The 21,841-nt window shown below is 58.8% G+C and carries 21 protein-coding genes; 16 read left to right on the top strand and 5 right to left on the bottom strand.

Annotated features, from left to right (window positions below; genetic code table 11):
* Positions 1 to 68: 68 nt before the first annotated feature.
* Positions 69 to 1,019: a LysR family transcriptional regulator gene (locus tag KHO31_RS32375; RefSeq protein WP_201075652.1), complete on the bottom strand. Its 951-nt coding sequence runs from the start codon at positions 1,017 to 1,019 to the stop codon at positions 69 to 71.
* A 118-nt stretch (positions 1,020 to 1,137) separates the two neighbouring features.
* On the opposite strand from KHO31_RS32375, the gene KHO31_RS32370 reads away from it, so the two are divergent.
* Complete coding sequence (locus KHO31_RS32370; RefSeq protein ID WP_211625197.1) at positions 1,138 to 2,310, top strand: M20 aminoacylase family protein; 1,173 nt, start codon at positions 1,138 to 1,140, stop codon at positions 2,308 to 2,310.
* Between the two features lie 164 nt (positions 2,311 to 2,474).
* On the top strand, positions 2,475 to 3,830 hold the full coding sequence (locus tag KHO31_RS32365; RefSeq protein ID WP_201075423.1) for an MFS transporter: 1,356 nt from the start codon (positions 2,475 to 2,477) through the stop codon (positions 3,828 to 3,830).
* Positions 3,831 to 4,580: 750 nt separating this feature from the next.
* On the opposite strand, the gene KHO31_RS32360 is transcribed toward KHO31_RS32365, so the two are convergent.
* Both KHO31_RS32360 and KHO31_RS32355 read right to left on the bottom strand, forming a co-directional pair.
* On the bottom strand, positions 4,581 to 5,837 hold the full coding sequence (locus KHO31_RS32360; RefSeq protein ID WP_201075422.1) for an MFS transporter: 1,257 nt from the start codon (positions 5,835 to 5,837) through the stop codon (positions 4,581 to 4,583).
* Positions 5,834 to 6,790 carry a PRC-barrel domain-containing protein gene (locus KHO31_RS32355; RefSeq protein WP_211620915.1) on the bottom strand — a complete coding sequence of 319 codons (957 nt, stop codon included), beginning with the start codon at positions 6,788 to 6,790 and terminating at the stop codon, positions 5,834 to 5,836. The genes KHO31_RS32360 and KHO31_RS32355 overlap by 4 nt, the downstream gene beginning before the upstream one ends.
* Before the next feature lie 517 nt (positions 6,791 to 7,307).
* On the opposite strand from KHO31_RS32355, the gene KHO31_RS32350 reads away from it, so the two are divergent.
* Positions 7,308 to 8,690, top strand: coding sequence for an NCS2 family permease (locus KHO31_RS32350; RefSeq protein WP_201075413.1), 1,383 nt, complete (start codon positions 7,308 to 7,310; stop codon positions 8,688 to 8,690).
* A gap of 11 nt (positions 8,691 to 8,701) precedes the next feature.
* Here KHO31_RS32350 and KHO31_RS32345 read toward each other — a convergent pair whose 3' ends face one another.
* Positions 8,702 to 8,884: a hypothetical protein gene (locus KHO31_RS32345; RefSeq protein ID WP_201075411.1), complete on the bottom strand. Its 183-nt coding sequence runs from the start codon at positions 8,882 to 8,884 to the stop codon at positions 8,702 to 8,704.
* Positions 8,885 to 8,929: 45 nt separating this feature from the next.
* Between KHO31_RS32345 and KHO31_RS32340 the strand changes: the two genes are divergently transcribed.
* The 3 genes from KHO31_RS32340 to KHO31_RS32330 are packed head-to-tail and all read left to right on the top strand — an operon-like array spanning position 8,930 to position 10,478.
* Entirely contained in the window at positions 8,930 to 9,355 is a 426-nt protein-coding gene (locus KHO31_RS32340) for an ArsR/SmtB family transcription factor (protein ID WP_201075409.1), read from the top strand.
* Positions 9,262 to 9,690 (top strand): SRPBCC family protein, encoded by a 429-nt coding sequence (locus KHO31_RS32335; protein WP_201075407.1) that lies wholly within the window; start codon positions 9,262 to 9,264, stop codon positions 9,688 to 9,690. The genes KHO31_RS32340 and KHO31_RS32335 overlap by 94 nt, the downstream gene beginning before the upstream one ends.
* 53 nt (positions 9,691 to 9,743) lie before the next feature.
* Positions 9,744 to 10,478: a DUF899 domain-containing protein gene (locus KHO31_RS32330; protein WP_201075405.1), complete on the top strand. Its 735-nt coding sequence runs from the start codon at positions 9,744 to 9,746 to the stop codon at positions 10,476 to 10,478.
* Between the two features lie 28 nt (positions 10,479 to 10,506).
* Here KHO31_RS32330 and KHO31_RS32325 read toward each other — a convergent pair whose 3' ends face one another.
* The gene (locus KHO31_RS32325) at positions 10,507 to 11,352 is read right to left on the bottom strand and encodes a helix-turn-helix transcriptional regulator (RefSeq protein ID WP_201075403.1); all 846 of its coding nucleotides are present in this window, start codon (positions 11,350 to 11,352) and stop codon (positions 10,507 to 10,509) included.
* A gap of 296 nt (positions 11,353 to 11,648) precedes the next feature.
* On the opposite strand from KHO31_RS32325, the gene KHO31_RS32320 reads away from it, so the two are divergent.
* From KHO31_RS32320 to KHO31_RS32275, 10 genes are all read left to right on the top strand, one after another.
* Complete coding sequence (locus tag KHO31_RS32320) at positions 11,649 to 12,485, top strand: carbon-nitrogen hydrolase family protein (protein WP_201075401.1); 837 nt, start codon at positions 11,649 to 11,651, stop codon at positions 12,483 to 12,485.
* A gap of 187 nt (positions 12,486 to 12,672) precedes the next feature.
* Positions 12,673 to 14,046, top strand: a complete 1,374-nt coding sequence (locus tag KHO31_RS32315; protein WP_201075398.1) for an APC family permease — start codon at positions 12,673 to 12,675, stop codon at positions 14,044 to 14,046.
* A 562-nt stretch (positions 14,047 to 14,608) separates the two neighbouring features.
* Positions 14,609 to 15,058, top strand: coding sequence for a phage tail protein (locus KHO31_RS32310; protein ID WP_211625195.1), 450 nt, complete (start codon positions 14,609 to 14,611; stop codon positions 15,056 to 15,058).
* 40 nt (positions 15,059 to 15,098) lie between these two features.
* Positions 15,099 to 16,202 carry a phage tail sheath family protein gene (locus tag KHO31_RS32305; protein WP_211625193.1) on the top strand — a complete coding sequence of 368 codons (1,104 nt, stop codon included), beginning with the start codon at positions 15,099 to 15,101 and terminating at the stop codon, positions 16,200 to 16,202.
* A gap of 59 nt (positions 16,203 to 16,261) precedes the next feature.
* Positions 16,262 to 17,593, top strand: coding sequence for a phage tail sheath family protein (locus KHO31_RS32300; protein WP_201085847.1), 1,332 nt, complete (start codon positions 16,262 to 16,264; stop codon positions 17,591 to 17,593).
* Positions 17,594 to 17,659: 66 nt separating this feature from the next.
* Positions 17,660 to 18,880: a phage tail sheath family protein gene (locus tag KHO31_RS32295; RefSeq protein WP_201108289.1), complete on the top strand. Its 1,221-nt coding sequence runs from the start codon at positions 17,660 to 17,662 to the stop codon at positions 18,878 to 18,880.
* The gene (locus tag KHO31_RS32290; protein WP_201075389.1) at positions 18,880 to 19,350 is read left to right on the top strand and encodes a phage tail protein; all 471 of its coding nucleotides are present in this window, start codon (positions 18,880 to 18,882) and stop codon (positions 19,348 to 19,350) included. Before KHO31_RS32295 ends, KHO31_RS32290 begins: the two co-directional genes overlap by 1 nt.
* Positions 19,347 to 19,529 (top strand): DUF5908 family protein, encoded by a 183-nt coding sequence (locus tag KHO31_RS32285; RefSeq protein ID WP_201075387.1) that lies wholly within the window; start codon positions 19,347 to 19,349, stop codon positions 19,527 to 19,529. Before KHO31_RS32290 ends, KHO31_RS32285 begins: the two co-directional genes overlap by 4 nt.
* The gene (locus tag KHO31_RS32280; RefSeq protein WP_201108288.1) at positions 19,526 to 20,224 is read left to right on the top strand and encodes a CIS tube protein; all 699 of its coding nucleotides are present in this window, start codon (positions 19,526 to 19,528) and stop codon (positions 20,222 to 20,224) included. Before KHO31_RS32285 ends, KHO31_RS32280 begins: the two co-directional genes overlap by 4 nt.
* Complete coding sequence (locus KHO31_RS32275) at positions 20,224 to 21,834, top strand: phage baseplate assembly protein V (protein ID WP_201075385.1); 1,611 nt, start codon at positions 20,224 to 20,226, stop codon at positions 21,832 to 21,834. The genes KHO31_RS32280 and KHO31_RS32275 overlap by 1 nt, the downstream gene beginning before the upstream one ends.
* Positions 21,835 to 21,841 lie beyond the last annotated feature (7 nt).

The following is a 21,841-nucleotide window of genomic DNA, read 5'->3' as shown; positions in this document are numbered from 1 at the left end:
ATAACGGCAGGGCGACGCGCCGCTGCGCACTCGAAGCATAGCGGGCGTGTCTGCGATTCGGCTTACAGCTACAGCAGCAGTTCGATCGAATGAAACAGGCGGCGCGTCTCGGGGTCTTGCGAGCGTGCCCCTTCGTCGATGACTTCGCGCAAACATTCCAGAAAACACGCGGCGGCCGGACTCGTCGGCGCGCCGCGGCGTGATGTGATGCTGACGATGGTTTCGTCCACTGTTTCGCGCAAGGGCAGTGCCCACAGATTCTCTTTCGCGATGGTCACCTCGACGAGCGGCCACGGAAAGATACTGAGCATGTCGGTGTGCGCGAGCAGGCCCAGCACCACGGCCAGCGAATGTGCCAGATGAATCGTATGCGGCACGCTCATGCCGCGCTTGCGGAATACGTTGTCTGAAATCGATTCGCGGCTGGCCGGATCCCAGTTCAGCACCCATTCGGCGTCTTCGAGTTCGAGCAGCGTACGGCAACCCGCCTTCGGATGATCACGGCGCGCGACGACCGCCGAATGCGTCGAAAACAGCGGCACGTTGTGAAACTCCGATTGCGGCGAAGCGGGCGGAGGACGGCCAATCGAAAAGTCGAGGCTGCCATCGCGCAAGCGTGGTTGCACGACCGCCAACAGACCCTCGAAGAATTCCAGTTGGACTTCCGGCATGCGTTGCCGGAACCGCTGCACCGTCGGCGGCAGAAAGGTCAGCGCCACCCACGGCGTGACGCCGATCGACAGTTTGCCGGCCGCCGCGCCGCGCATCGCTTCGATTTCCGCTTCCGCGCGCTGCAACTGGCCGAGCACCAGGCGCGCATGTACGACCAGCGCGCGGCCGAACTCCGTGAACGCGACACCGCTCGCGCCGCGCACCAGCAGCGGTGCGCGCAGATCGGCCTCCAGTTCGCGCATGGCCTTCGTCACGGCCGCCGGCGAAAGGTCGAGCGAACGGGCCGCCGCCCGGATACTGCCGGTATCTGCAATGGCCGCTAAGGTACTGAGTTGATGTAGTTTCATCTGGAAAACCCGTAGAAGCATGGCAACCACAGGTTGCTGCCGCAACGATTCTACGCCTGCCGCTGGAATATCAACGTCGTTATGCTGGGCCCATGCTTTCATAGACGGAGACGACATCGTGAACACCACGGCCATCCCGGCGGGCATCGCCGAACTCGAAGACGAAATGATTGCGCTGCGCCGTCGCATCCACGCGCAGCCCGAATTGGCTTACGAAGAGTTCGCCACCGGCGACCTGGTCGCTGAGCGCTTGCAGGAGTGGGGCTACACCGTGCATCGCGGGTTGGGTCAGACCGGTGTTGTAGGGCAACTGAAAGTTGGCGCGGGCACACGCAAACTCGGCCTGCGCGCCGACATGGACGCGCTGCCGATCCACGAGACCACCGGGCTGCCGTATGCGAGCACTGTTCCCGGCAAGATGCACGCGTGTGGCCACGACGGCCACACCGCGATGCTGCTGGCGGCCGCCAAGCACCTCGCGCAGGACAAATCGTTCGACGGTACCTTGAACCTGATTTTCCAGCCCGCGGAAGAAGGTCTGGCCGGTGCGAAAAAAATGCTCGAAGACGGCCTGTTCGACAAGTTTCCGTGCGATGCGGTCTTCGCCATGCACAACATGCCGGGTTTCCCGACAGGCAAGTTCGGCTTTCTGCCGGGCTCGTTCATGGCTTCGTCAGATACGGTGATCATCAAGGTGACGGGTCGCGGCGGTCATGGCGCGGTGCCGCACAAGGCGGTCGATCCGGTCGTGGTGTGTGCGCAGATCGTGCTGGCGTTGCAATCGATCGTGTCGCGCAACATTGCGCCGCTCGACATGGCAATCATCACCGTCGGCGCGATTCACGCCGGTGAAGCGCCGAACGTGATTCCCGAAACCGCGGAGATGCGGCTGTCCGTGCGCGCACTGAAGCCCGAGGTTCGCGACTATTTGCAGGAGCGCATCACCGCGGTTGCCTGCGGACAGGCGGCGGTGTTCGGTGCGCGGGCGCATGTCGATTATCAGCGCCGTTATCCGGTGCTCGTCAACGACGCACAGATGACCGGTCTCGCACGGCAAGTCGCGCTCGACTGGCTCGGCGAAGACGGCTTGATCGCCGACATGCAACCGCTGACGGGCAGTGAGGACTTCGCGTTCCTGCTGGAGCGTTGCCCCGGCAGCTACCTGATCATCGGCAATGGCGACGGCGAGGGCGGTTGCATGGTCCACAACCCGGGCTACGACTTCAACGACGATTGCCTCGCCACCGGCGCGGCTTACTGGGTGCGGCTCGCACAGACGTTCCTCGTCTGAGGTGGGTGGCATCGGATTGGACTGAAGCCGTGCAAGGCTCCGACGGTCACGAAGGCCCGCGGGGCCATCAAGGCCGCGTTGGGGCCAAGCAGACTGTCCATTGCTTTCAGGCGCACAAGGCCGCAGAGCCGCGCATCAGCAGGAAGGACACCATGGAGACACAGATGGACTATTCCGCTACACCACATCCCGCGGGTACCGATGCGTTGAACCTGCAGGCCGTGCCGACAGCGCAGCCAGCCAAACGCACGAGCCATGCCAAAGCGATCGCTGCGATCACGCTCGGGAACGGCCTCGAATTTTTCGATTTCACGATCTATAGCTTTTTCGCGACGATCATCGGCAAGCTGTATTTCCCGGTGGAAGGGCAGCTTGCGCAACTGATGCTGGCGGTCGGCACGTTCGGCGTGGGCTTCATCATGCGGCCGGTGGGCGGCATTGTTCTCGGCGCGTATGCCGATCGCGCCGGACGCAAGGCCGCGATGAGCCTCACGTTGTGGTTGATGACGCTCGGCTCGGCGATCATTGCTTTCGCGCCGACGTACGCGGCGATCGGTATGGCCGCGCCATTACTGGTGATCCTGGCGCGCTTGATTCAGGGTTTTGCGCTGGGCGGCGAGATTGGCGCATCGACATCGTTGCTGCTTGAATATGGCAGCGACAAGACGCGGGGATTCTATGGAAGCTGGCAGTTTGTGAGCCAGGGATTGAATACCGTATGTGGATCGCTGCTGGGCGTTGCGCTGGCGGCGGCGCTGTCGACTGCCGCACTGGAGAGTTGGGGCTGGCGCGTGCCGTTTGTGATCGGCATGGCGATGGGCCCGATTGGTATTTACATCCGGCGGCACCTGGATGAGACCTTGCCGGGTGTTGAAGACGGCACGGTTCCGGCTGAGCACATGCCTGCCGCGCAGCCTGTTCGCAAGCTGTTTCGCGAGCATTCGCGCGTGATTACGACGGGTGTGTTGACGACTATTGGCGGCACGGCGGCGAACTACATTGTGCTGTTTTATCTGTCGACCTACGCGATTCGGATTTTGCATTTGCCGATGTCGTCGGCGTTGTGGGCCGCGTGGACCGCGGCGATTGTGACGGTGATCTGCTCGCCGTTTGCGGGGGCGTTGTCGGATCGCGTAGGGCGTAAGCGGGTTTTGTGGATTTCGCGAGTGTTGTTGATTGTTGCCGTGTATCCGGCGTTCATGATTATTAATGCTTCGCCTACGGTGCCTGTTTTGTTGTCTGTCGTCGCTGTGCTGGCGGTGTTTGTCGCTTTTACGGCCGTGCCCAATATCGTTATGCTGCCCGAGATGTTTCCGCGCGAGATTCGCGCTACCGGGATGTCGATTGTTTATTGTTTAGGGGTTTCTATTTTTGGTGGGTTTGCGCAGTTTTTTGCTACCTGGCTGATTCAACTTTCTGGGAGTAATCTGGCTCCTGCCTGGTATTTGATCGGGTGTGGGGTTGTGTCGTTGTTGCCGTTGCCGTTTATGCGGGAGACCGCTGGGAAGGCTATTGATTAAGGGGTTTTTTTTGCCTGCGCGGCGCTTGTTGTCTGTGGTTTTATGGCTTTGGCCTTTCCTTGATTTGTTAGTGGTTTATTAGCGTTGCCCCTGTGCGGGGCGGGCACCTACTTTTCTTTGCTTGCCGCAAAGAAAAGTAGGCAAAAGAAAGCGGCTCAAACCGCCAGCTCATAAGCGGGTCCCTCGCGCAGTTGCGGCAGTGGTGCATCTGGAATCTGTGTCCTCGCACATTCAGCGCGAGTGACAAGGCATTCATGCTTCCGGCGGCGCTGCGCGCGCCGACAGGCACTTCATGAAACCGACCACTACGGTTTCGCACTCGTGCTTCATTCGGCACCTCACCGGGGCGAAGCCGATGGCTCCCACCACGCAAAAACGGAGCCGCGGGTTTCCCATGCCGAGCCATCCGCGACGCACGCAGTGCGGAGTGGGAGCTGATGAGCGCTTTGTCACCAACGCGGAATGTGCGAGGGCACGGATTCCAGATGCACCACTACCGCAACTGCGCGGGGGACCCGCTTAAGAATTAGCGGTTTGAGCTGCTTTCTTTTGCCTACTTTTCTTTGCAGCAGGCAAAGAAAAGTAGGTGCCTGCCCCGCACAGGGGCGACGCTAATAGACCAATAACAAATCAAGGAAAGGCCAACGCCGTAGGCAAACAACCAAAAAGCGCCGCGCGGGTAAAAAAGCCAAACAAAGGCCAACGCCGTAGGCACACAGAACCAAGCGCCGCCAAGGCAAACCCCCAGCCTCATCTAGCAGCCGACTCCCCCCCATCAGCCACAGGCGCAGCCCCCTCCGCCGCATCGGAATCCCGCGTCTCGGGCATCGCCGCCCACACCAACAGCACAGCAAGCGCGCCCGCAGCGGCGAGTCCAAAAAAGCTCACAGCATTGCCGAAATGATCCGCCACAAACCCAGCAGCAGTCGTGCTCAAAGTAGCCCCAATCCCGGCAGCCAACCCGAACAATCCAATACAAAGGTTATACCGCCCCTTCCCGCCGGCGACATCGGCGGCAATCAACGGCAGCATCACGCCGAACACGGCCGCGCTCAGGCCGTCGAGCATCTGCACCGGCACCAGCAAATAAGGGCTGCTGATCCCGGCAAACAACAACGCCCGTATCGGCAACGCAGAAAACCCCAGCAATAAGATCGGCCTGCGTCCCCACCGCTCGGCAGAGCGCCCGACCCATGGCGACATCATCGCCACGATCGCCTGCGGCACGATGATGCAGGCGGCAATCACCAACTGCACGTTGTCCCCCATGCCGGCGGTCACTTCGCCCGCAGCAAGGTTCAGCATCGCCGCATTCGACAAATGGAACAGCACGATACAAGCCGCAAACAGCAGCATTCGCTTGTCACGCAACAACTCGCGCAGACTCTCGCGTCGTTCGATCTGTTCAGGTGTCGGCCCGGCTTTCGGCAGCTCGATCGTATCGGTGCGCTGAATCATCGTCAGCGCAAACAATGCTGGAACAGCCAGCGCCGCGGTCAGCCAGAACACGGCGCGCGGGGAATAGTATTCGCCGAATACGCCCATCAGCCCGGCAGCCACGGCACTGCCGATCGACGCCCAGCGCGCATTGCGTCCCAACCGGTCACCCAGATTCGCGCGCCCCACCAGCGCAAACGAGATCGCGGCCAGCGCCGGCGTCAGCATGCAACTGGCAAAGCCGTGGAATACCTCGGCGGCGATCACCGGCAGCACAGTCGGGCTCGCGGCCAGCAGCACCGCACTGAAGATGATCGCGAAAATCGCCCATGCGGCAGCGCCTTTCTTGTTGCGCAATGCGTCGACGGCAGCGCCGCCCGGCACCTGGCTCACCATCGCGCTAATGGTGCCGACCGACAGCGCCATGCCGATCTCGCCCTGGGTCCACTTGTGCGAAGCGAGATACGACGCAATGAATGGGCCGAAGCCCGTCTGCACGTTTGCGACGAAAAAATTCAGCCAATCGAGCGCGCGCAGGCTGCGCGCGGTAACCAGAGTGCGGCCTGTCATCGGGCCGCCCGTGCGTTGGAGCCCGCGGTAACCGTAGCCGGCGCGGCGGAAGCCGCAGCGGCAGGAGCGGGAGCCGGAGGAGGCGCCGGCGACACCGCGCGGATCGGCATGCCACTGGCGTATGGCGGTGTCGCGTTGATCTGCGCATCGCTCAGATCGATCAGCGGATGCAGTTCCTTGTCTTTCGTGACGAAACGCAGGGCCGACCAGTTGGCGGCAATCGTGCGCCGCTCGGTGCTGACCATGCCGTTGACGTCGAGCACGACCGCCTGCGGTTGCGCGTTGGCGTCGATCAGCACGTCGATCACGCGGCCGACCTTGGCGCCGTTCGAGCGCTCGACATCGGCGTCGATCAGCGGCAATTGCACCGCGGCGGATTTCGCCGCGGGCGTCGGCGCGGCCGTCGCGTTGAGTGTGATCGGCGCGCTCTTCGCGGTCGGCGTGAAGCGGAACGCGCTCCACGGGAAATTGACCTTGCGGTCACCTACGCCGAGGAAGCCCTGCAGATTCACCACCATTTCGCGCGGCTTGCCGTTCGCATCGGCGATCATGTCGACCGCGCGGCCAACCACCTTGCCGTCGGGCTTCTGCACTTCGCTATCGAGCAGCGCGCGCGCATCGTTGCGCTCGATCGTGCGCAGCACGATCAGCGGCGGCGGGGCGGGCGGCGGCGGCGCGGGCGTGGCGACCGGCGGCGGAGGTTCGACCTTGCGCGGCTTGACGACCGGCTTCTTCGGTTTCTTCGGCTGCTCGGGCTCGGCCGCTTCAGTCTCGACCGGCTCCGGTGCGGAGGCCGCCACGGGCGCGCTCGCAGGTTCGACGGGCATCACCGTGGCATCGACAATCGGCGCCTGCTGTGGGCCCCACAGCAGGCTGCAACCGGACAGCGCGAACAGCGCGAACACAGCAAGAATCGGAAGACGCCAGGCAGGACGCGAAAAACCGCCGCTCATCAAGAAGGACTCCATGGGCCAGTGCGGGCGGGCGTTGTGGACCGCCGCAGTTAAGTCACGCTTTAACTCAGGTAAGGGCCAGAGTGTAACCCGCGGCGCCGGGGCGGCCCGGTTTTGCAGGCTTTCTGACAGGTGGCCGCCGCGCACGGCTCATGCCGCATTGCGCGCTTTCAACCCTGGTTCGGCGCCGGTTTTCGCGATTCGAACCCCTCAAAACCCTTTCACAACTTCATGACAAACAGTAGGTGTAAACACGCGGAGCGGCCTCGTGGTTTGCCGTCCCCTAAACGATATAAGCATCGCGACATGTCGGGCATGCCATTCATGCGATGGGAGACATAATCGTGTTGGCCTACATTTCGGGACAGCAAAAGAAGAACGGAGCATGCGGGTTGTGGACGCATCGCAAGCCGATGTTCAAACCTTGCCACACCACATTAGATCAACGCAACGAGACGAACCTGATGGCGGCCGGAATACGGGCCGTTTCAGCACGCTGATAAAGGAGGCACTCATCATGATGGAACCCCACGCCCAACCGATTTCTGAAGTCGGCGCCGAATCATTCGACGGAAAGGGCTTTCTCGACCGCTACTTCGAAATCTCTTCACGCGGCAGTTCGCAGCGTACGGAAATTGTCGCGGGCATCACGACCTTCCTCGCGATGGTCTATTCCGTGTTCGTCGTGCCGGGCATGTTCGGCAAAGCGGGCTTTGACACGAGTGCGGTGTTCGTTGCCGTATGTCTGACCACCGCCTTCGGCTCGCTGCTGATGGGTGTGTGGGCGCGTCTGCCGATCGCGATCGGCTGCGCGATTTCGCTGACTGCGTTCACCGCGTTCGGCCTCGTGCTCGGTAAAGGTCTGCAGCCGAACGTCGCACTCGGCGCGGTGTTCCTGATGGGTGTGGTCTTCACCGGCATCTCGGTGACGGGCGTGCGTTCATGGATTCTGCGCAATCTGCCGACGGGCATCGCGCACGGCACGGGGATCGGCATCGGCCTGTTCCTGCTGCTGATCGCCGCGAATGACGTGGGTCTGGTCGTCAAGAATCCGGGCGCGGGTCTCCCGGTGGCGCTCGGCAATATCACGGCATTGCCGGCGATCATGTCGGTGGCGGGTCTGGCGGCGATCTTCGGTCTGGTGCGCCGTCGCGTGCCGGGTTCGATCCTGATCGTGATCGTCGTGATCTCGTTGATTGCGCTTGCAATCGATCCGGCGGTGGCTTTTCACGGCGTGTTCGCACTGCCGTCGCTGAGCGCACCGGGCCACGCTTCGCTGATTGGCGCAATGGACATCAAGGGCGCGCTGTCGATGGCAGTTTTGCCTAGCGTGCTGGCACTGGTGATGACCGCGGTGTTCGACGCAACCGGCACGATTCGCGCCGTTGCGGGACAAGCGGGTCAACTCGACGAAAACGGCCGCATCATCAACGGCGGCCGCGCGTTGACGGCGGATTCGCTGAGCTCGATTTTCTCGGGCCTGCTCGGTGGTGCACCGGCGGCTGCCTACATCGAATCGACGGTTGGCGTTGCAGCCGGCGCGAAGACGGGGATGGCAGCGGCGGTGGTCGGTCTGCTGTTCCTGGTGGTGATGTTCTTCTCGCCGCTCGCAAGCCTGGTACCGTCCTATGCAACGGCTCCGGCGCTGATGTACGTCGGCCTGCTGATGCTCTCGAACGTGAGCAAGCTGCACATGGACGACATGGTCGACGCGATGTCGGGCCTGATGTGCGCCGTGTTCATCGTGCTGACCGCCAACATCGTGACGGGCATCATGCTCGGCTTCGCGACCCTGGTGATCGGCCGCGTAGTGAGCGGCGAGTATCGCAAGCTGAACGTGGGCACGGTTGCCATCGCTATCGTGCTGGTCGGTTTCTATCTCGGCGGCTGGGCGATCTGATTCTGCTGCATTCAGTTTTGCAGGATTTGCTGTAACGCGAGAGTGGGGCGGGCTTTATCGGCCGCTTTGCTCGAACGTGTAGTCGGTTGTTCTCCACCTTGACGCGGCGTGTTGCAGGGCTTTTTCTGCAATGCGCCGCGTATCTTTTTTTGTAACGTCCCCTTCGCATCTTCCTGCGCGCTTTGAGAAAGCACGTACCTGTCCTTGACATCCTTACGCGCGTTCCTATACTTAACCTCATGGTTAAGTTTAATGAAACAGTACTCGATCGCACCTTCGCCGCGCTGTCCGATCCGACGCGGCGTGCGTTGCTCGCGCGTCTTTCCGAACTGAACGATCTGTCGGTCAGCGAACTCGCCGAGCCGTTTGCGATGTCGTTGCCCGCGGTGATGAAACACCTCGACGTGCTGTCCGAGGCGGGTCTCATCACGCGCAGCAAAACCGGCCGAACGGTGGCGTGCCGCCTGTCCGCCGGGCCGATGGAGGAAGCCATGGAATGGCTTGGCCGTTATCAGCGCTTCTGGTCCGAATCACTCGATCGTCTTGCCGCTTTCGTCGAAGAGGAAACCCCATGTCCACCCAACCCAGCCTCACCCTCCAGCGCCGAATCAACGCCGCGCCCGCCAGAGTCTTCCGTGCCTGGACGGAAGCGGCGCAACTCATGAAGTGGATGCATCCGGGCGATGCCGAGGTGACCCGTGCGGATCTGGACGCACGCGTAGACGGGCGCTACTTGATCAGGTATCTCAAGACGGACGGCCGGGAACTCGAGGTCAGTGGTCAGTATCTGGAGGTGGTGCCGGACGCCAAACTGGTGTTCACATGGGCATGGCGTTCGAGTCCGGAGCAGGAGTCGCTCGTCACAGTGCTGTTGCGCCCGGACGGCAACGGTACCTTGCTGACGCTCACGCATGAACAGTTCGTCGACGAAGAAACGCGCGACCACCACCAACTCGGCTGGGGCGATGGCCTCGATTCGCTGGAACGCTACTTCGCTTGAATTCGCCGGATTTTTCTGTATCGAACCTGCACGACGCAGACAAGGAGATGCATATGGACCCGCAACACCGGATCGGCACCAGGGAAGAATGGCTAGCCGCCAGCAAGGCGCTATTGGTCGAAGAGAAAGCGTACACGCGCGCCGGCGATGAACTCGCCCGCAAACGTCGGGCGCTGCCGTGGGTGAAGGTCGACAAGACCTACATATTCGATACGCTGCAGGGCCGCAAGACACTCGCCGATCTGTTCGGCGGCCGTAGTCAATTGATCGTCTATCACTTCATGTTCGGACCCGACTGGGAAGAGGGCTGTTTCGGCTGCTCGTTCGTGTCGGATCACATGGATGGCATCCTGACGCATCTTGAACATCACGACGTATCGTACGTGGCGGTCTCGCGTGGGCCGCTCGCGAAGATCGAGGCTTTCAAAAAACGGATGGGCTGGAAGTTCCCGTGGGTGTCGTCGAATGAGAGCGACTTTAATTTCGACTATCACGTGTCGTTCACTCCCGAGGAGGTCGCGAGCAAGAAGGCGTTCTACAACTTCACCGAGCAGGATGTCGGCATCGACGAGCTACCCGGTCACAGTGTGTTCTACAAGGACGAAGCGGGCGACGTCTATCACACGTATTCCACCTACGGACGCGGGGGAGAGCAGTTCCTGAGCGCGTACGCGCACCTCGACGTCACGCCGAAAGGCCGCGAGGAGAAGAAGAATATGGGCGAGTGGCTCAAGCATCATGATCGCTACGAAGAAACGGCGAGTGGTTGCGCCGCGTGCGGCTCGTGACGCGCGCCGGTAGTCAATACGCGGGACGTCATGCCCCTTTGCGTCCCGCTTCATAAAACAGCGCGAACAACTCCGACTGCGAGTTGACGTTGAGCTTCGTATAGATGTGCTTCTTGTGTGCGCGCACCGTCTCAAATGAGATCGTCAGTTTCTCCGCGATGGCGCGCGTGGAAAATCCACTCAAGGTCAGCATCGCCACCTCCACCTCGCGCGCGGTGAGTGGCGAGCGTCCGCTCGCCGACGACACCTGCTCGAAGCGCGCGGCGTAGGCGGGCGTGTCCGTCGGCGCGTCTGTGTCCACTGTTGTTTCCGTCACCGTCTCGCTCGCGGCCTGCTGCGATGCGTCGAATGTCTCATACGGCAAGCGCTGACGCATTAGCGCGATGACCCAGGGCGCGCAGAGCGCGAGCACCGTCCGATCGCGCTCGCCATAGCGCTGCGTGGCGCCGAGCGAAAACGCCAGCGTGTGCCGCGCATCGATCATGTAGTTGAAATGCACTTCATCGCCGACGATGTTTTTCCTGAAGTACCGCTGGTAGTAGTCGGTCATCGTAAAGTTGTCGGGCGCGACATCCGCAAGGGTGACGAAGCCGGATGCAGGCCTTTCAGTCGCGGCGATATAAAACGGGTCGAGCTGATAAAGCGCGGCGAGATAGTCCTGGAACATCGCATCCACGGTGCCGTCCGGCGTCGGCGATTCGGCGCAGACGAGGGGCGCCACGCCTGCCGTGAAGCGCAGTGCGACCCAGTTGTCGAACACGACATAGCGCTCGAGCGCACGTGTGAGGCGAGTCCAGAATTGCGCGCTGTCGAGTGCTTCGATAACCGCGCCGATCTCGCGATGAAAGGCCAGGTCGCGCCATTCGAGTTCCATGCGTGCTCCGTTGAGGGTAACCCAGCCGGGTGATTACGAACAAAAATATGTCTGGTAATAATAGGCCCAACCTGAAACGCGGGCGGTCTGACAACAGCCGCTATTTAACGCGAAGCAGACCGGCAAGGATCGCAAATATTTTGCATGGGACCAGAGTAGGTGCTTTGCATGGGGCTAGAGTAAGCGCTAAAGCGCCAACTCTAGCCGACAGCTAAAGCGCCAACTCTGGTCGAAATGCTCTGCATGGGACCAGAGTAAGTGCTAAAGCACTAACTCTGGTCGACACAGGAGACAGAATGCTTCAACTCGAACTGGCACAGATCCCGATCATGGATGGCGCGGCGGGCGTCGGCGGGGCAAACGTGCAACGCGTGCTGCAAACCATCGCCCAACGAGCGGCCGGGACCGATCTGATCGTGTTTCCAGAGACCACGCTGTCGGGCTTTCCGACGCGCGACACCATCGGCGACGTGGCCGAACCGATCGACGGGCCGTCGCTTACCGCAGTCCGCCATGCAGCGCGCGAAGCGCGCGTAGCTGTCGCGGTGGGTCTCGCCGAGCGTGACGGTAACCGCTTTTTCAACACCACGGTGCTGGTCGACGAGAACGGCGAGATTGCGCTGCGCTATCGCAAGACGCATCTGTGGGCGTCGGACGTCGGCGTGTTCGAACCGGGCGACCGTTACGAAGTGTGCAACTTCAAGGGCCTGACCGTTGGCATCCTGATCTGCTACGACATCGAATTTCCCGAAACGGCGCGTGCGGTTGCGTCATTGGGCGCCGATCTGCTGATCGTGACGAACGGCAATATGGACCCATTCGGGCCCGTGCATCGCCGGGCGATCGTGGCGCGCGCGATGGAGAATCAGATGTTCGCGGCGCTCGTGAATCGCATCGGTTCAGGTGACGACAACCTCACGTTCCCCGGTGAATCGGCGTTGATCGATCCGTTCGGCGACGTGGTGTGCGACGCCGGGCAGCAAGAAAATGTCCTGCGCGCCACGCTTGATCCGGCGCGTCTCGAAGGGGCGCGCGAACACTATCGTTACCTGCATGATGCACGCATTGCGCTCGACCTCGCGACGCTGGACGGCGAGCACGGGCAACGTGCGCGTGTGATCCGCGCGCGTTAAGGTGCGCGCGCTGGTGCGCAGGTGTATGGGCACATAAGTACCCAGACATCCATTCGCGCACCACGTCAGGCAAAGAATCATCGGCGCGACCCATGCGCATTCAGCAAGTCTGATCGACACAGCTCGACCGGGGCGCGTTCAACGCCGCCCTCGACGACGCTCGCCCATTATCAAGAGGAGACACCGCATGACCCCAACATCCCCCACGGAGCGCACGGGCGCATCTGCCGCGTCCCAAAGCGCGCATCTGAAGCGCACGCTCGGCCTGCCTTCAGTCCTGCTGTTCGGCCTTGCCTATATGGCGCCGCTGATCGTCTACGGCACCTACGGTGTGCTGGCGAGCGCCAGCAACGATACCGCCGCGCTCGCGTATCTGATTGCCCTCGTCGCGATCGCGTTCACCGCGCTCAGCTACGGCAAGCTTGCGCGGCTATTCCCAGTGGCGGGGTCTGCCTATACGTACACGCGCAGAACCTTCAATCCGCATCTGGGCTTCATGATCGGATGGGCCACCTTGCTCGATTACTTTTTCCTGCCGATGGTGATCTGGCTGATCGGCGCCGCGTATCTAAGCGCCGCGTTTCCGCACATTCCGAGCTGGATCTGGATCGTAGCGTTCATCGTGTTGACGAGTGCGTTGAATATTCTCGGCATTGAGCTCGCCAACCGTTTCAACATCGTGCTGATGGTCGTGCAACTCGCGATCGTCGCGTTGTTCGTCGTGCTGTGCTGTCACTATGTGACCGCAGCGGTCGGCCCCGGCGGTCTGATTTCGGCCGAACCGTTCTTCAAGCCGCATGTGCCGTTCTCGGCGACGATGGCCGGCGCCGCGATTGCCGCCTATTCGTACCTCGGCTTCGACGCGGTGTCGACGTTGACCGAAGAAACGATTGCCCCTGAGAAGACCATGCCGCGCGCGATCGTGCTGATTGCGCTGATCGGCGGCGCGATCTTCGTGATCGCCGCGTACACGGTGCAACTCGCGCACCCCGGCGCGGTGTTCAAGGACCCTGATTCGGCCGCTTTCGAAGTCGCGCGCAAAGTGGGTGGCGATATCTTCGTGACGGTGTTTCTGGCCGGCCTGATTCTCGCGCAGTTCGCGTCCGGCATCTCGGCGCAGGCAAGCGTGGGGCGTTTGCTGTATGCGATGGGACGCGACGAAGTACTGCCCAAACGCATCTTCGGTTTTGTGCATCCGAAGTTCAAGACGCCGGCGCTGAACATCGCGATCGCGGGCGCAATCGGTCTCGTCGCGTTGAAGCTCGATGTGGCGACGTCGACGTCCTTCATCAATTTCGGCGCGTTTCTCGCGTTCACCGCGGTCAATCTGTGTGTGATCCGGCAGTTCTTTCTGGCGAAGGGGAGTGCACAGGCGATAAGCGTACTCGGCGGACTGCTGTTCCCGCTCCTGGGTGCGCTGGCGGATCTGTGGCTGCTGGTCAGTCTGGAGACGACCGCGTTGGTGATGGGCGCAATCTGGTTCGTGCTGGGACTGTGCTATCTCGGCTGGCTCACGCGTGGTTTCCGTCAGGCGCCGCCCGAAGTGGCCGCTGGAGTGTGAAGTAGATTCGGTTCGCCAAACCCGGAACGTCGACGATGCTGCCGCGATGAGGGCGCGTCGTCGACGTTCTGGGTGCCCGTGTCGAAATTAGGTCTGTTCAATCCGGCGGTGCGAGGCCCCCTCATCGCCAATTGCCGCGACTCACGTCCGCCCGCGGCTCTCGCTCCAACTCCATTCCCACGCCCGAAATGGGCACATCCACGCGGCGCTCACTCAAGCGGGCGACTGCGGGTTCTTTGGTTTCAATCTCCGTTCCCCCAACGTTGTGCGTTACAGGCGCCCGGATTGCATGCAGGGCGCATGAGCGCTCGCGTCGTATTCCGCGGTAAGCGGGCTGGACGCTAATCCGCATACTTTCTGGACAAAATGCCACAACGCAAGGTTATTGAAGACGTATTAAGCTTCGATCACTCGTTCGATTGATTGAAGGCAAAGAAAGGCAAATTTTTAATGCGTTGAAAAATGGCTTTCGCCGTGAGCGCAATTTTTGTCTCGTGAACGTGTAATCCGTACTCGAAGTTTAATTTTCACGTGAGTGATGTTCGCTAAGAGGGCAAAAAAAATGGCAACTACTGCCGATCAGATTGCTGCGTCATATCCGATTCCGACCTACCGGTTCATGGTTTCCCTGGGTAGCGAGAGCGTCCAGTTCAATAGCGTGTCAGGACTAGATGTCAAGTATGAAACCATCGAATACCGAGACGGCACCGGTAACTGGTTCAAAATGCCCGGTCAGCGTCAACCGAGTTCGATCACGTTGCGAAAAGGGGTTTTTCGAAAAGACTCTGAACTTTTCGACTGGATTAACTCGATTTCGCTTAATAAGGTTGAGAAGAAAGATATCACCATCAGTCTGACCGACGACGCGGGAACGACGCTTCTGTTTACGTGGAACGTATCGAATGCGTTCCCGACCTCGTTGACTTCGCCATCGCTGGACGCTACCAGTAATGAAGCGGCGGTGCAGGAAATGACATTGATGGCCGACCGGGTAACGATGCGGGCTAATTGAATTTCTTTGAAACTTGATCTTGCTTTAAGGAGTTCGTTGTATGCCTGTGACAGTGAGTTATCCGGGTGTCTACGTTGAAGAGGACGCTTCACCCTCGTTATCTATTAATAATTCGGCTACAGCGGTGCCTGCCATTATTGTTGGCAATGACGATCGCCTGGTGAAGGGCAGTGATAATCAACAATGCATGAGAATAACTTCATGGTTGGACTATGTCAAAAACGTAAAAACCATCCTCGGTGAAGACTACGCGTTTGATTTCGGCAGCAGCGATGACGGGCACAGGGATACGGCCATTCGCGCGTACTTCGAAAACCGCGGAGGCTATTGCTATCTTGTACTAGGGAACTGCGCGACAGCCAGGATTCCCTGCTACGACGATATTTCCCTGATCGTTGGGCAGGGTGTCTTAGACGTAGATTCTGCAGATATTGGCACGCTATGCCAGCCGGGCACCGGACGATTCGCAATCATGGACGGTTCCCAGTCCGAAATGACATCTACTTATAAGCCCGCCTGGCAATCCAACCCTTGCGTGGCTGTCTACTATCCGTATCTCAGGGCAAATTGGACCTCCAATAATATTCCTCCGAGTGTCGTCGTGGCAGGGATTTACTGTTCCGTAGATCGCACGCGCGGGGTGTGGAAAGCACCGGCGAATGTCTATCTTCCAGCAAATTACCAACCTTTATATAAAGTCACCGATGACCTGCAAGGGCAATTTAACAGCGGGTTGGCGATCAACATGATCCGTAACGCGGTGGGCGGCGGCACGGTTGTGTGGGGTGCCAGAACGTTGGAGGACAGCGACAACTGGCGTTACATCCCGGTGCGCCGACTGTTCGATAGCGCTGAGCGGGATATTAAATCCGCCTTGCGATCTATGGTATTCGAACCGAACGGCCAGCCCGTTTGGGAGAAGGTACGCAGCGCTATCACCAATTATCTTTACGGTCTCTGGCAAGCGGGAGCGCTGGTGGGTGAAAGCGAAAAGGAAGCGTATTTCGTGCAGATTGGCGAGGGTCTCACCATGACATCTGACGATATTGCGCAGGGGAAAATGATTGTAAATGTTGGCATGGCCGCAGTTCGGCCGGCTGAGTTTATTGTTTTGCAATTTACACAGAACGTTGGACAGGGCTGATTTAATCCGTTGTTCGGTAGCGTAAGTTAGTCGATGGTGCGAATGTTAAGAGGAATTCCATGTCGGTCACTACTAGTTATCCTGGTGTATATGTCGACGAGCAGGCTTCGATGTCGATGTCTGTAAATAATGCGCCGACTGCTGTGCCCGTGTTTATTGGTCTATTCAATCCAATTGATGGTTCGACCGCTCCACCCAGTCAATGCGTTCGCATTGCAAATTGGCTGGATTTTAGTTCGAGGTTTTCGTTGGATGCAGATCTCACCGTCAATATTACTTCTAGTGTTGTCAGTGCGGATGACGTGGAAGATCCGGAAAATCAGGATTCTTCCTATAGCTATTCAGATTCAATAAATTGTGTGGCGAATCAAGGATTTTACGTTAGGCAATATTTTGAGAATGGCGGCGGACCCTGCTATCTTCTGTCTTATGACGATAATGATGCGGAGATCAATGCATTTCCCGCTGCGATTAGCCAGGAAACTGATATAACGCTGATCGTTGCGATTGGCGGAGGCGACAAGGAATATAGTAGCCTTAGCACCTTGTTGGTGGATGGAAATGGCTATTTCCTGATTGGAACAAGTGGTAACGGCCTCAGCGGACCACCAACCCAGAAGGACCTGACCGCGGCATATTATCCGAATGTACATACGCCTTATTTCCAGCATCGTCCCCAGGATTCCGCCATTGTTGTAAATGGCTATGTTGATGCCGCGGCCAGCGCCGTAAAAAATCTGGCTGATTTGAAGAGCATCAATTCGACGCTTTATGACAAGGTAAGTGCTGATATCGACGATAAGCTGGCGGAGCCGCTCACTCTGAATCCGACTGGCGCAATTGCGGGCGTTTATTGTTCAGTTGACTCCCGTCGTGGTGTATGGGCGGCACCGGCCAATGTAGCCCTCGCCGGCGTTACGGGTGTTACAGAAGCAGTGTCTGACGATGCCCAAGGGAGCATGAATGATGCCGGCATTAATGTATTGCGCAATTTTGCCGGCCGGGGAGTCGTGGTTTGGGGGGCGCGAACCATGGCAGGGGCAACAAGTAATAGCGATACCAGCTGGCGTTATATCTCTGTGCGACGGTTTTTCAACAGTGCGGAGCGGGATATAAAGAAAGCCATGCAACCTATGGTTTTCGAACCAAACAGCGAACCCACCTGGGAGAAAGTCCGAAGTGCCATTGAAAATTATTTACATAGTTTGTGGCGACAAGGCGCATTGCTTGGCGCTACGGCTAAAGAGGCCTATTTCGTCAAGATTGGTAACGGAATCACCATGACAGACGACGATATAGCGCAAGGGAAAATGATTGTCGATGTCGGGATGGCGGCCGTTCGGCCCGCGGAATTCATCATTCTTCAATTTACCCAAAATCTTTCCTCGTAAAATTTCTGTGTTTTATCTATCAGGAATCCTGCGTGAAATCAGGGCGTTAATGTAAGGGGCATTTCCATGATGGGGATAAGTCAGCCGGATGTCACCTTCAGTGAGCAGGTCATTCCGGGGCAAGCCGATGGAATGGCAAGTGCTGTGCCGTTGTTCATCGGCTATACCCAACAGGGCGAGGCGTACTCAATCGTCCCGATCAACAGCTTTTCGGACTATGAGAGCATGTTCGGTGGCGTTTCCATCAGCAACGGCATCCTCTGCTATGCGGTGAAACACTACTTCGACAACGGCGGTCGGGGTGGCTTCGTGCTTTCTGTCGGCACGTATGGGGACCTGGAAGAAGTCAATCCGGATCAACTGATTGCCGCGTTTAGCGATGCCAGGATACTGCGGGCGCTGGCCGCCAACAACAGCATTACACTCGCGGCGATACCGGATATGGTTTTGTTGGACGGTGCTGACAGCAGCAGTTGGGCACAAATGTGGTTGGCGCTACTGAATATTTGCCGCGCGAAGCAGGGCGTATTGGGTCTATTCGATACGCCAGACACAGCGGCTGATACCGCAGCCTGCCTGGAAAGTTTTCTTCATAGTGCCCCTGCCGACCCCGAATGCGGTGCTGCTTACTGGCCGCATCTCGTGACCAACTACGGTGAGGACGAACTGAATCCCGTTGTCGTGCCACCGTCAGCCGCAGTCGCGGCGGTGATTGAGTACGCCGACCGGCAGTCAGGCGTGTGGAAAGCGCCGGCCAACGTGGCGCTGGCACAGGTTGTGAAGCCCTCCCAATCCTGGCTGCAGTCGAATGGCCTGTTCCAGCCCGGTGGTGCTTCAGTTAACTTGATCCGAAGTTTTCCCGGCCGCGGCACACGCGTGTGGGGCTGCCGCACGCTGACGCCGGATCCCGCTTCGCCTTGGCTCTATGTGCAAATTCGTCGGCTTATTTCCTATATCGAGGCGGAGCTTAGCCGGATTGGCCGACACTTCGTGTTCGAGACCAATAACGCCCTCACCTGGATCAAATATCAGGGCCTGGCTCATCTCTGGTTGCGGCAACTCTGGCTGGACGGCGGCTTGCACGGCACGGAAGAGCAAGAGGCGTTTTACATACAGATTGGACTCAACGAAACCATGACCGAGGAGGACATTGCAAACGGGAAAATGATCATGAAGGTCGGTGTGGCGGTTGCCTGCCCGGCTGAGTTCATCGTCATTAGCCTGGCGTTCGATACGCGCTTGAGTTTGATGCAACCGCCGGTCAGCGCTGCGGTTGGGAGTGACTAATGGGAAATCCCGCATTCTTCCAGCCCTCGGTATCCCATCGTTTTGCCGCGACGTTCTGGTTCAATCGGATGCCTGTTCCCAGTGTTCTGGATGCGAGCTTCCAGAATATCGCCGGGCTAAGCCGCGAATTGAATGTCTCCGCCCATAGTGAGGGCGGAGAGAATCTGCGCAACCACTATTTCGCCGGGAAAATCCAGCACGGCTCGCTGAGATTGGAGCGTGGCGTGATGGCGCTTACACCGTTGAGCATCATGTTCAACGCTCAGCTACTGACCGGCAAGGTGATGTATCTGGATGCGGTCATTACGGTGTTCGATGTCGATGCTTTGCCTCTAACTAATTGGCTGATAACCAAGGCGTTGCCAGTCCGCTGGCACACCAGCGATCTCGATGCCACAAGCAGCAGGGTACTGATCAATACGCTCGAGTTGCGTTATCAGGAAATGATTCCAATGGGAGTAAAGCTATGACGCTTGAAATCAGGGAACTGGTCATTCAGGCCAAAGTCGTCTCGCCCGAGGACAGCGCACCGACTGTGGCGCCGCAACTCAGTCTCGCGCTGGAGCAATTTCAGGAGGAGCGCCTGATTCGGGCGGTCACGCGACGGGTTATCGAGCAGCTACGCGATGAAGGCTGGGGGGCAAGATGAATGTGTTGCAGCGTAGGCCGGCAAAACTCACCCTGAATGCTTACAGCGATCGAGAAATGACGCAGTTGTCCGGGACGTTGTCAGCGATGTACAACCCGGATTCCGTGTCGCTAGATTATCAAACGGACTACCGCCCGGATCTGTTCATCAACACCACCCGGCAAAGCAATCGCTACGTGCAAACGCGCCCGGGTGGATTGACGCTGGAGTTGTTGTTCGATGCCAGGATGCCGGGCAACCACACACCGATCGATCGCCAACTCACCCATCTTCGCTCGCTCTGTTACAACGTCAATCCAGCCGACAGTGAGCCGCGCTACTTACAGGTCAGGTGGGGGCAAATGCGCTGGGACGGCAGAGGCTATTTTTCAGGCCGCATGAGTTCGCTGTCGATTCGCTACACCCTCTTCGAACGCGACGCGACGCCGTTACGAGCGACGGCAACGCTGGTTCTGGCAGCAGATGGCAGTTTGACACTGCAAGGTGCCGAAGAGCAGTTGAAGTCACCTGCAACAACCGTAGTGAATGTGCCGGACGCGACCTCTCTCGCGCAAATTACCCATGGCGTAAGTACGGCACTGGCCGGAGGAACGGATTATCTGGAGGTCGCAGCAGAGAACGGTCTGGACAGTCTGGATGCGATCTTCCCGGGGCAAACGCTGCAAGTTTCAGCTCGCAGGAAGGGGAAGAGCTGATGCGTCCTACACCGGCAATCGTTTTTCTAACTGGCGAGCCGCCTGTGCCGCTAGGCGTTTTAAGACCGATCTGGGTCGAAACCCATCACAAAGTGAACGGCATACCGACGGCGAAAATCACGTTGTCTGTGCCGGGAGATGCGTTGGAGACACTGTCCTCGTGCGACGAGGATATTGACCTTTGCGAACCGGGCAGAGCTGCGGCAATTTTTCTCCTTGAAAAGGGCGGGGAGACCTGTGTCTTTCGTGGGGCGATCGTGCAGCAAAGCCTCAAGATGCGACGCGATCGTGTCGAGTTGACACTGACATTACGTCACCGGTTGCAGGCCTTGGTGAACACACACCGCTCGCAGGTATTTGAGCAACAAAACGATGCTGCGATAGTCGGTCGATTATTGCTCGAGCAGGAGATTCCATTACTTGCTGTGACGGGAATGAGTACCTTATTTGACCAGCTAGTGCAATTTCGCTGCTCGGACTGGACTTTTCTGCGTTCCCGGCTCGATGCGAACGGCGTCTGGCTACTTCCCACGCCCGAAGGTGTGACGATCATGCGGCCGACGCTCTCAGCGATTCCCGAGCACACCTTTCGCCAACATGCGCATTCAGTCGATGAGGACCCGTTGATCGAGGAAGGTGTTTGGTCATTCAGCGAACAGTATCAGCCTTCAGAACTGACCGTGGCGACCTGGGACGATAAGGCACAAGTCAATCAGACCGCGCTTGCCAGCCTGACCGCACTTGGAACCCAAGCCTTTAACGCTACGCCAGGCGCGCCTCTGAATGCTACACCATGGGAATTCAATTACAGCACTCCACTGGGTCTCGATGTGGCGACGAAGCTAGCCACCAGTCTGCTGATGAATTTGCAGGCTGCCGGTGCCGAGGGCGAGTTTTTGGTGGAAGGAGGCGCCAATTACAGGCTCGGACAGACATTGGCAATAGAGGATTACGGCAGGAGCTTTGACGGTAACGGCATCATCACAGGAATACGTCATCGCGTCAGTAAGGAAGAGGGCTGGAGGACAATTGTCTCATTGGGAAAAGACGATGTCGTTCGCGACATGACGAACGTTACTCGCGCAAGCGGGTTGCATATCGGGGTGATTGCGCCGTTTGCGGAAGATATCAGCGGCATGAATCGTCTTCGGATTCGCGTTCCGGTGCTTGGCGACAGGAACAATGTACTTTGGGCGCGATTTGCCAGCCCTTATGCCAGCCAGATGAGCGGATTCTGCTTTTACCCTGAAACCGGGGATGAAGTGGTGGTCGGATTCATCGACGAAGATCCAAGTTGTCCTGTGATTCTTGGCGCAATGCACAACCCCGTCAACCGGGCGCCGGTGCCGCCCTCTCTGGAGAACACCAATAAAACGCTGATCATCAATAAAGGAGGTCAGCAGTTTCAGTTGTCCTTCGACATGCTCCTGGGGTCCGTGGAATTGAGCTCAGCTGACAACAAATTGGTGTTGCAAGAAGGCGTGACGTTGGAAAGTAAGCAGGTGCTGGCGGCAAAGGCGAATAGTATTTCTATCGAGGGCGAAAGAACCACGCTTTCGGGCAAAGGCGCCGTCACTATTTCGGGTGCGAGGATCGATCTTTCCCAATAGCCCTGAG

The sequence above is a fragment of the Paraburkholderia domus genome, from assembly GCF_905220705.1.
In the GTDB taxonomy this organism is placed as follows: Bacteria; Pseudomonadota; Gammaproteobacteria; order Burkholderiales; family Burkholderiaceae; genus Paraburkholderia; species Paraburkholderia domus.
The sequence above is the reverse complement of the archived record's forward strand: the minus strand, read 5'-3'. Positions and strand labels throughout refer to the sequence as shown.

What these genes read in the sequence shown, in the direction of transcription:
- KHO31_RS32350 (WP_201075413.1), top strand. Translation starts at nt 7,308, where the DNA reads ATGATGGAACCCCACGCCCAACCGATTTCTGAAGTCGGCGCCGAATCA.
- KHO31_RS32355 (WP_211620915.1), bottom strand. Translation starts at nt 6,790, where the DNA reads ATGAGCGGCGGTTTTTCGCGTCCTGCCTGGCGTCTTCCGATTCTTGCT.
- KHO31_RS32375 (WP_201075652.1), bottom strand. Translation starts at nt 1,019, where the DNA reads ATGAAACTACATCAACTCAGTACCTTAGCGGCCATTGCAGATACCGGC.
- KHO31_RS32310 (WP_211625195.1), top strand. Translation starts at nt 14,609, where the DNA reads ATGGCAACTACTGCCGATCAGATTGCTGCGTCATATCCGATTCCGACC.
- KHO31_RS32280 (WP_201108288.1), top strand. Translation starts at nt 19,526, where the DNA reads ATGAATGTGTTGCAGCGTAGGCCGGCAAAACTCACCCTGAATGCTTAC.
- KHO31_RS32340 (WP_201075409.1), top strand. Translation starts at nt 8,930, where the DNA reads ATGGTTAAGTTTAATGAAACAGTACTCGATCGCACCTTCGCCGCGCTG.
- KHO31_RS32335 (WP_201075407.1), top strand. Translation starts at nt 9,262, where the DNA reads ATGTCCACCCAACCCAGCCTCACCCTCCAGCGCCGAATCAACGCCGCG.
- KHO31_RS32315 (WP_201075398.1), top strand. Translation starts at nt 12,673, where the DNA reads ATGACCCCAACATCCCCCACGGAGCGCACGGGCGCATCTGCCGCGTCC.
- KHO31_RS32365 (WP_201075423.1), top strand. Translation starts at nt 2,475, where the DNA reads ATGGACTATTCCGCTACACCACATCCCGCGGGTACCGATGCGTTGAAC.
- KHO31_RS32290 (WP_201075389.1), top strand. Translation starts at nt 18,880, where the DNA reads ATGGGAAATCCCGCATTCTTCCAGCCCTCGGTATCCCATCGTTTTGCC.
- KHO31_RS32300 (WP_201085847.1), top strand. Translation starts at nt 16,262, where the DNA reads ATGTCGGTCACTACTAGTTATCCTGGTGTATATGTCGACGAGCAGGCT.
- KHO31_RS32330 (WP_201075405.1), top strand. Translation starts at nt 9,744, where the DNA reads ATGGACCCGCAACACCGGATCGGCACCAGGGAAGAATGGCTAGCCGCC.
- KHO31_RS32295 (WP_201108289.1), top strand. Translation starts at nt 17,660, where the DNA reads ATGATGGGGATAAGTCAGCCGGATGTCACCTTCAGTGAGCAGGTCATT.
- KHO31_RS32275 (WP_201075385.1), top strand. Translation starts at nt 20,224, where the DNA reads ATGCGTCCTACACCGGCAATCGTTTTTCTAACTGGCGAGCCGCCTGTG.
- KHO31_RS32305 (WP_211625193.1), top strand. Translation starts at nt 15,099, where the DNA reads ATGCCTGTGACAGTGAGTTATCCGGGTGTCTACGTTGAAGAGGACGCT.
- KHO31_RS32285 (WP_201075387.1), top strand. Translation starts at nt 19,347, where the DNA reads ATGACGCTTGAAATCAGGGAACTGGTCATTCAGGCCAAAGTCGTCTCG.
- KHO31_RS32360 (WP_201075422.1), bottom strand. Translation starts at nt 5,837, where the DNA reads ATGACAGGCCGCACTCTGGTTACCGCGCGCAGCCTGCGCGCGCTCGAT.
- KHO31_RS32325 (WP_201075403.1), bottom strand. Translation starts at nt 11,352, where the DNA reads ATGGAACTCGAATGGCGCGACCTGGCCTTTCATCGCGAGATCGGCGCG.
- KHO31_RS32320 (WP_201075401.1), top strand. Translation starts at nt 11,649, where the DNA reads ATGCTTCAACTCGAACTGGCACAGATCCCGATCATGGATGGCGCGGCG.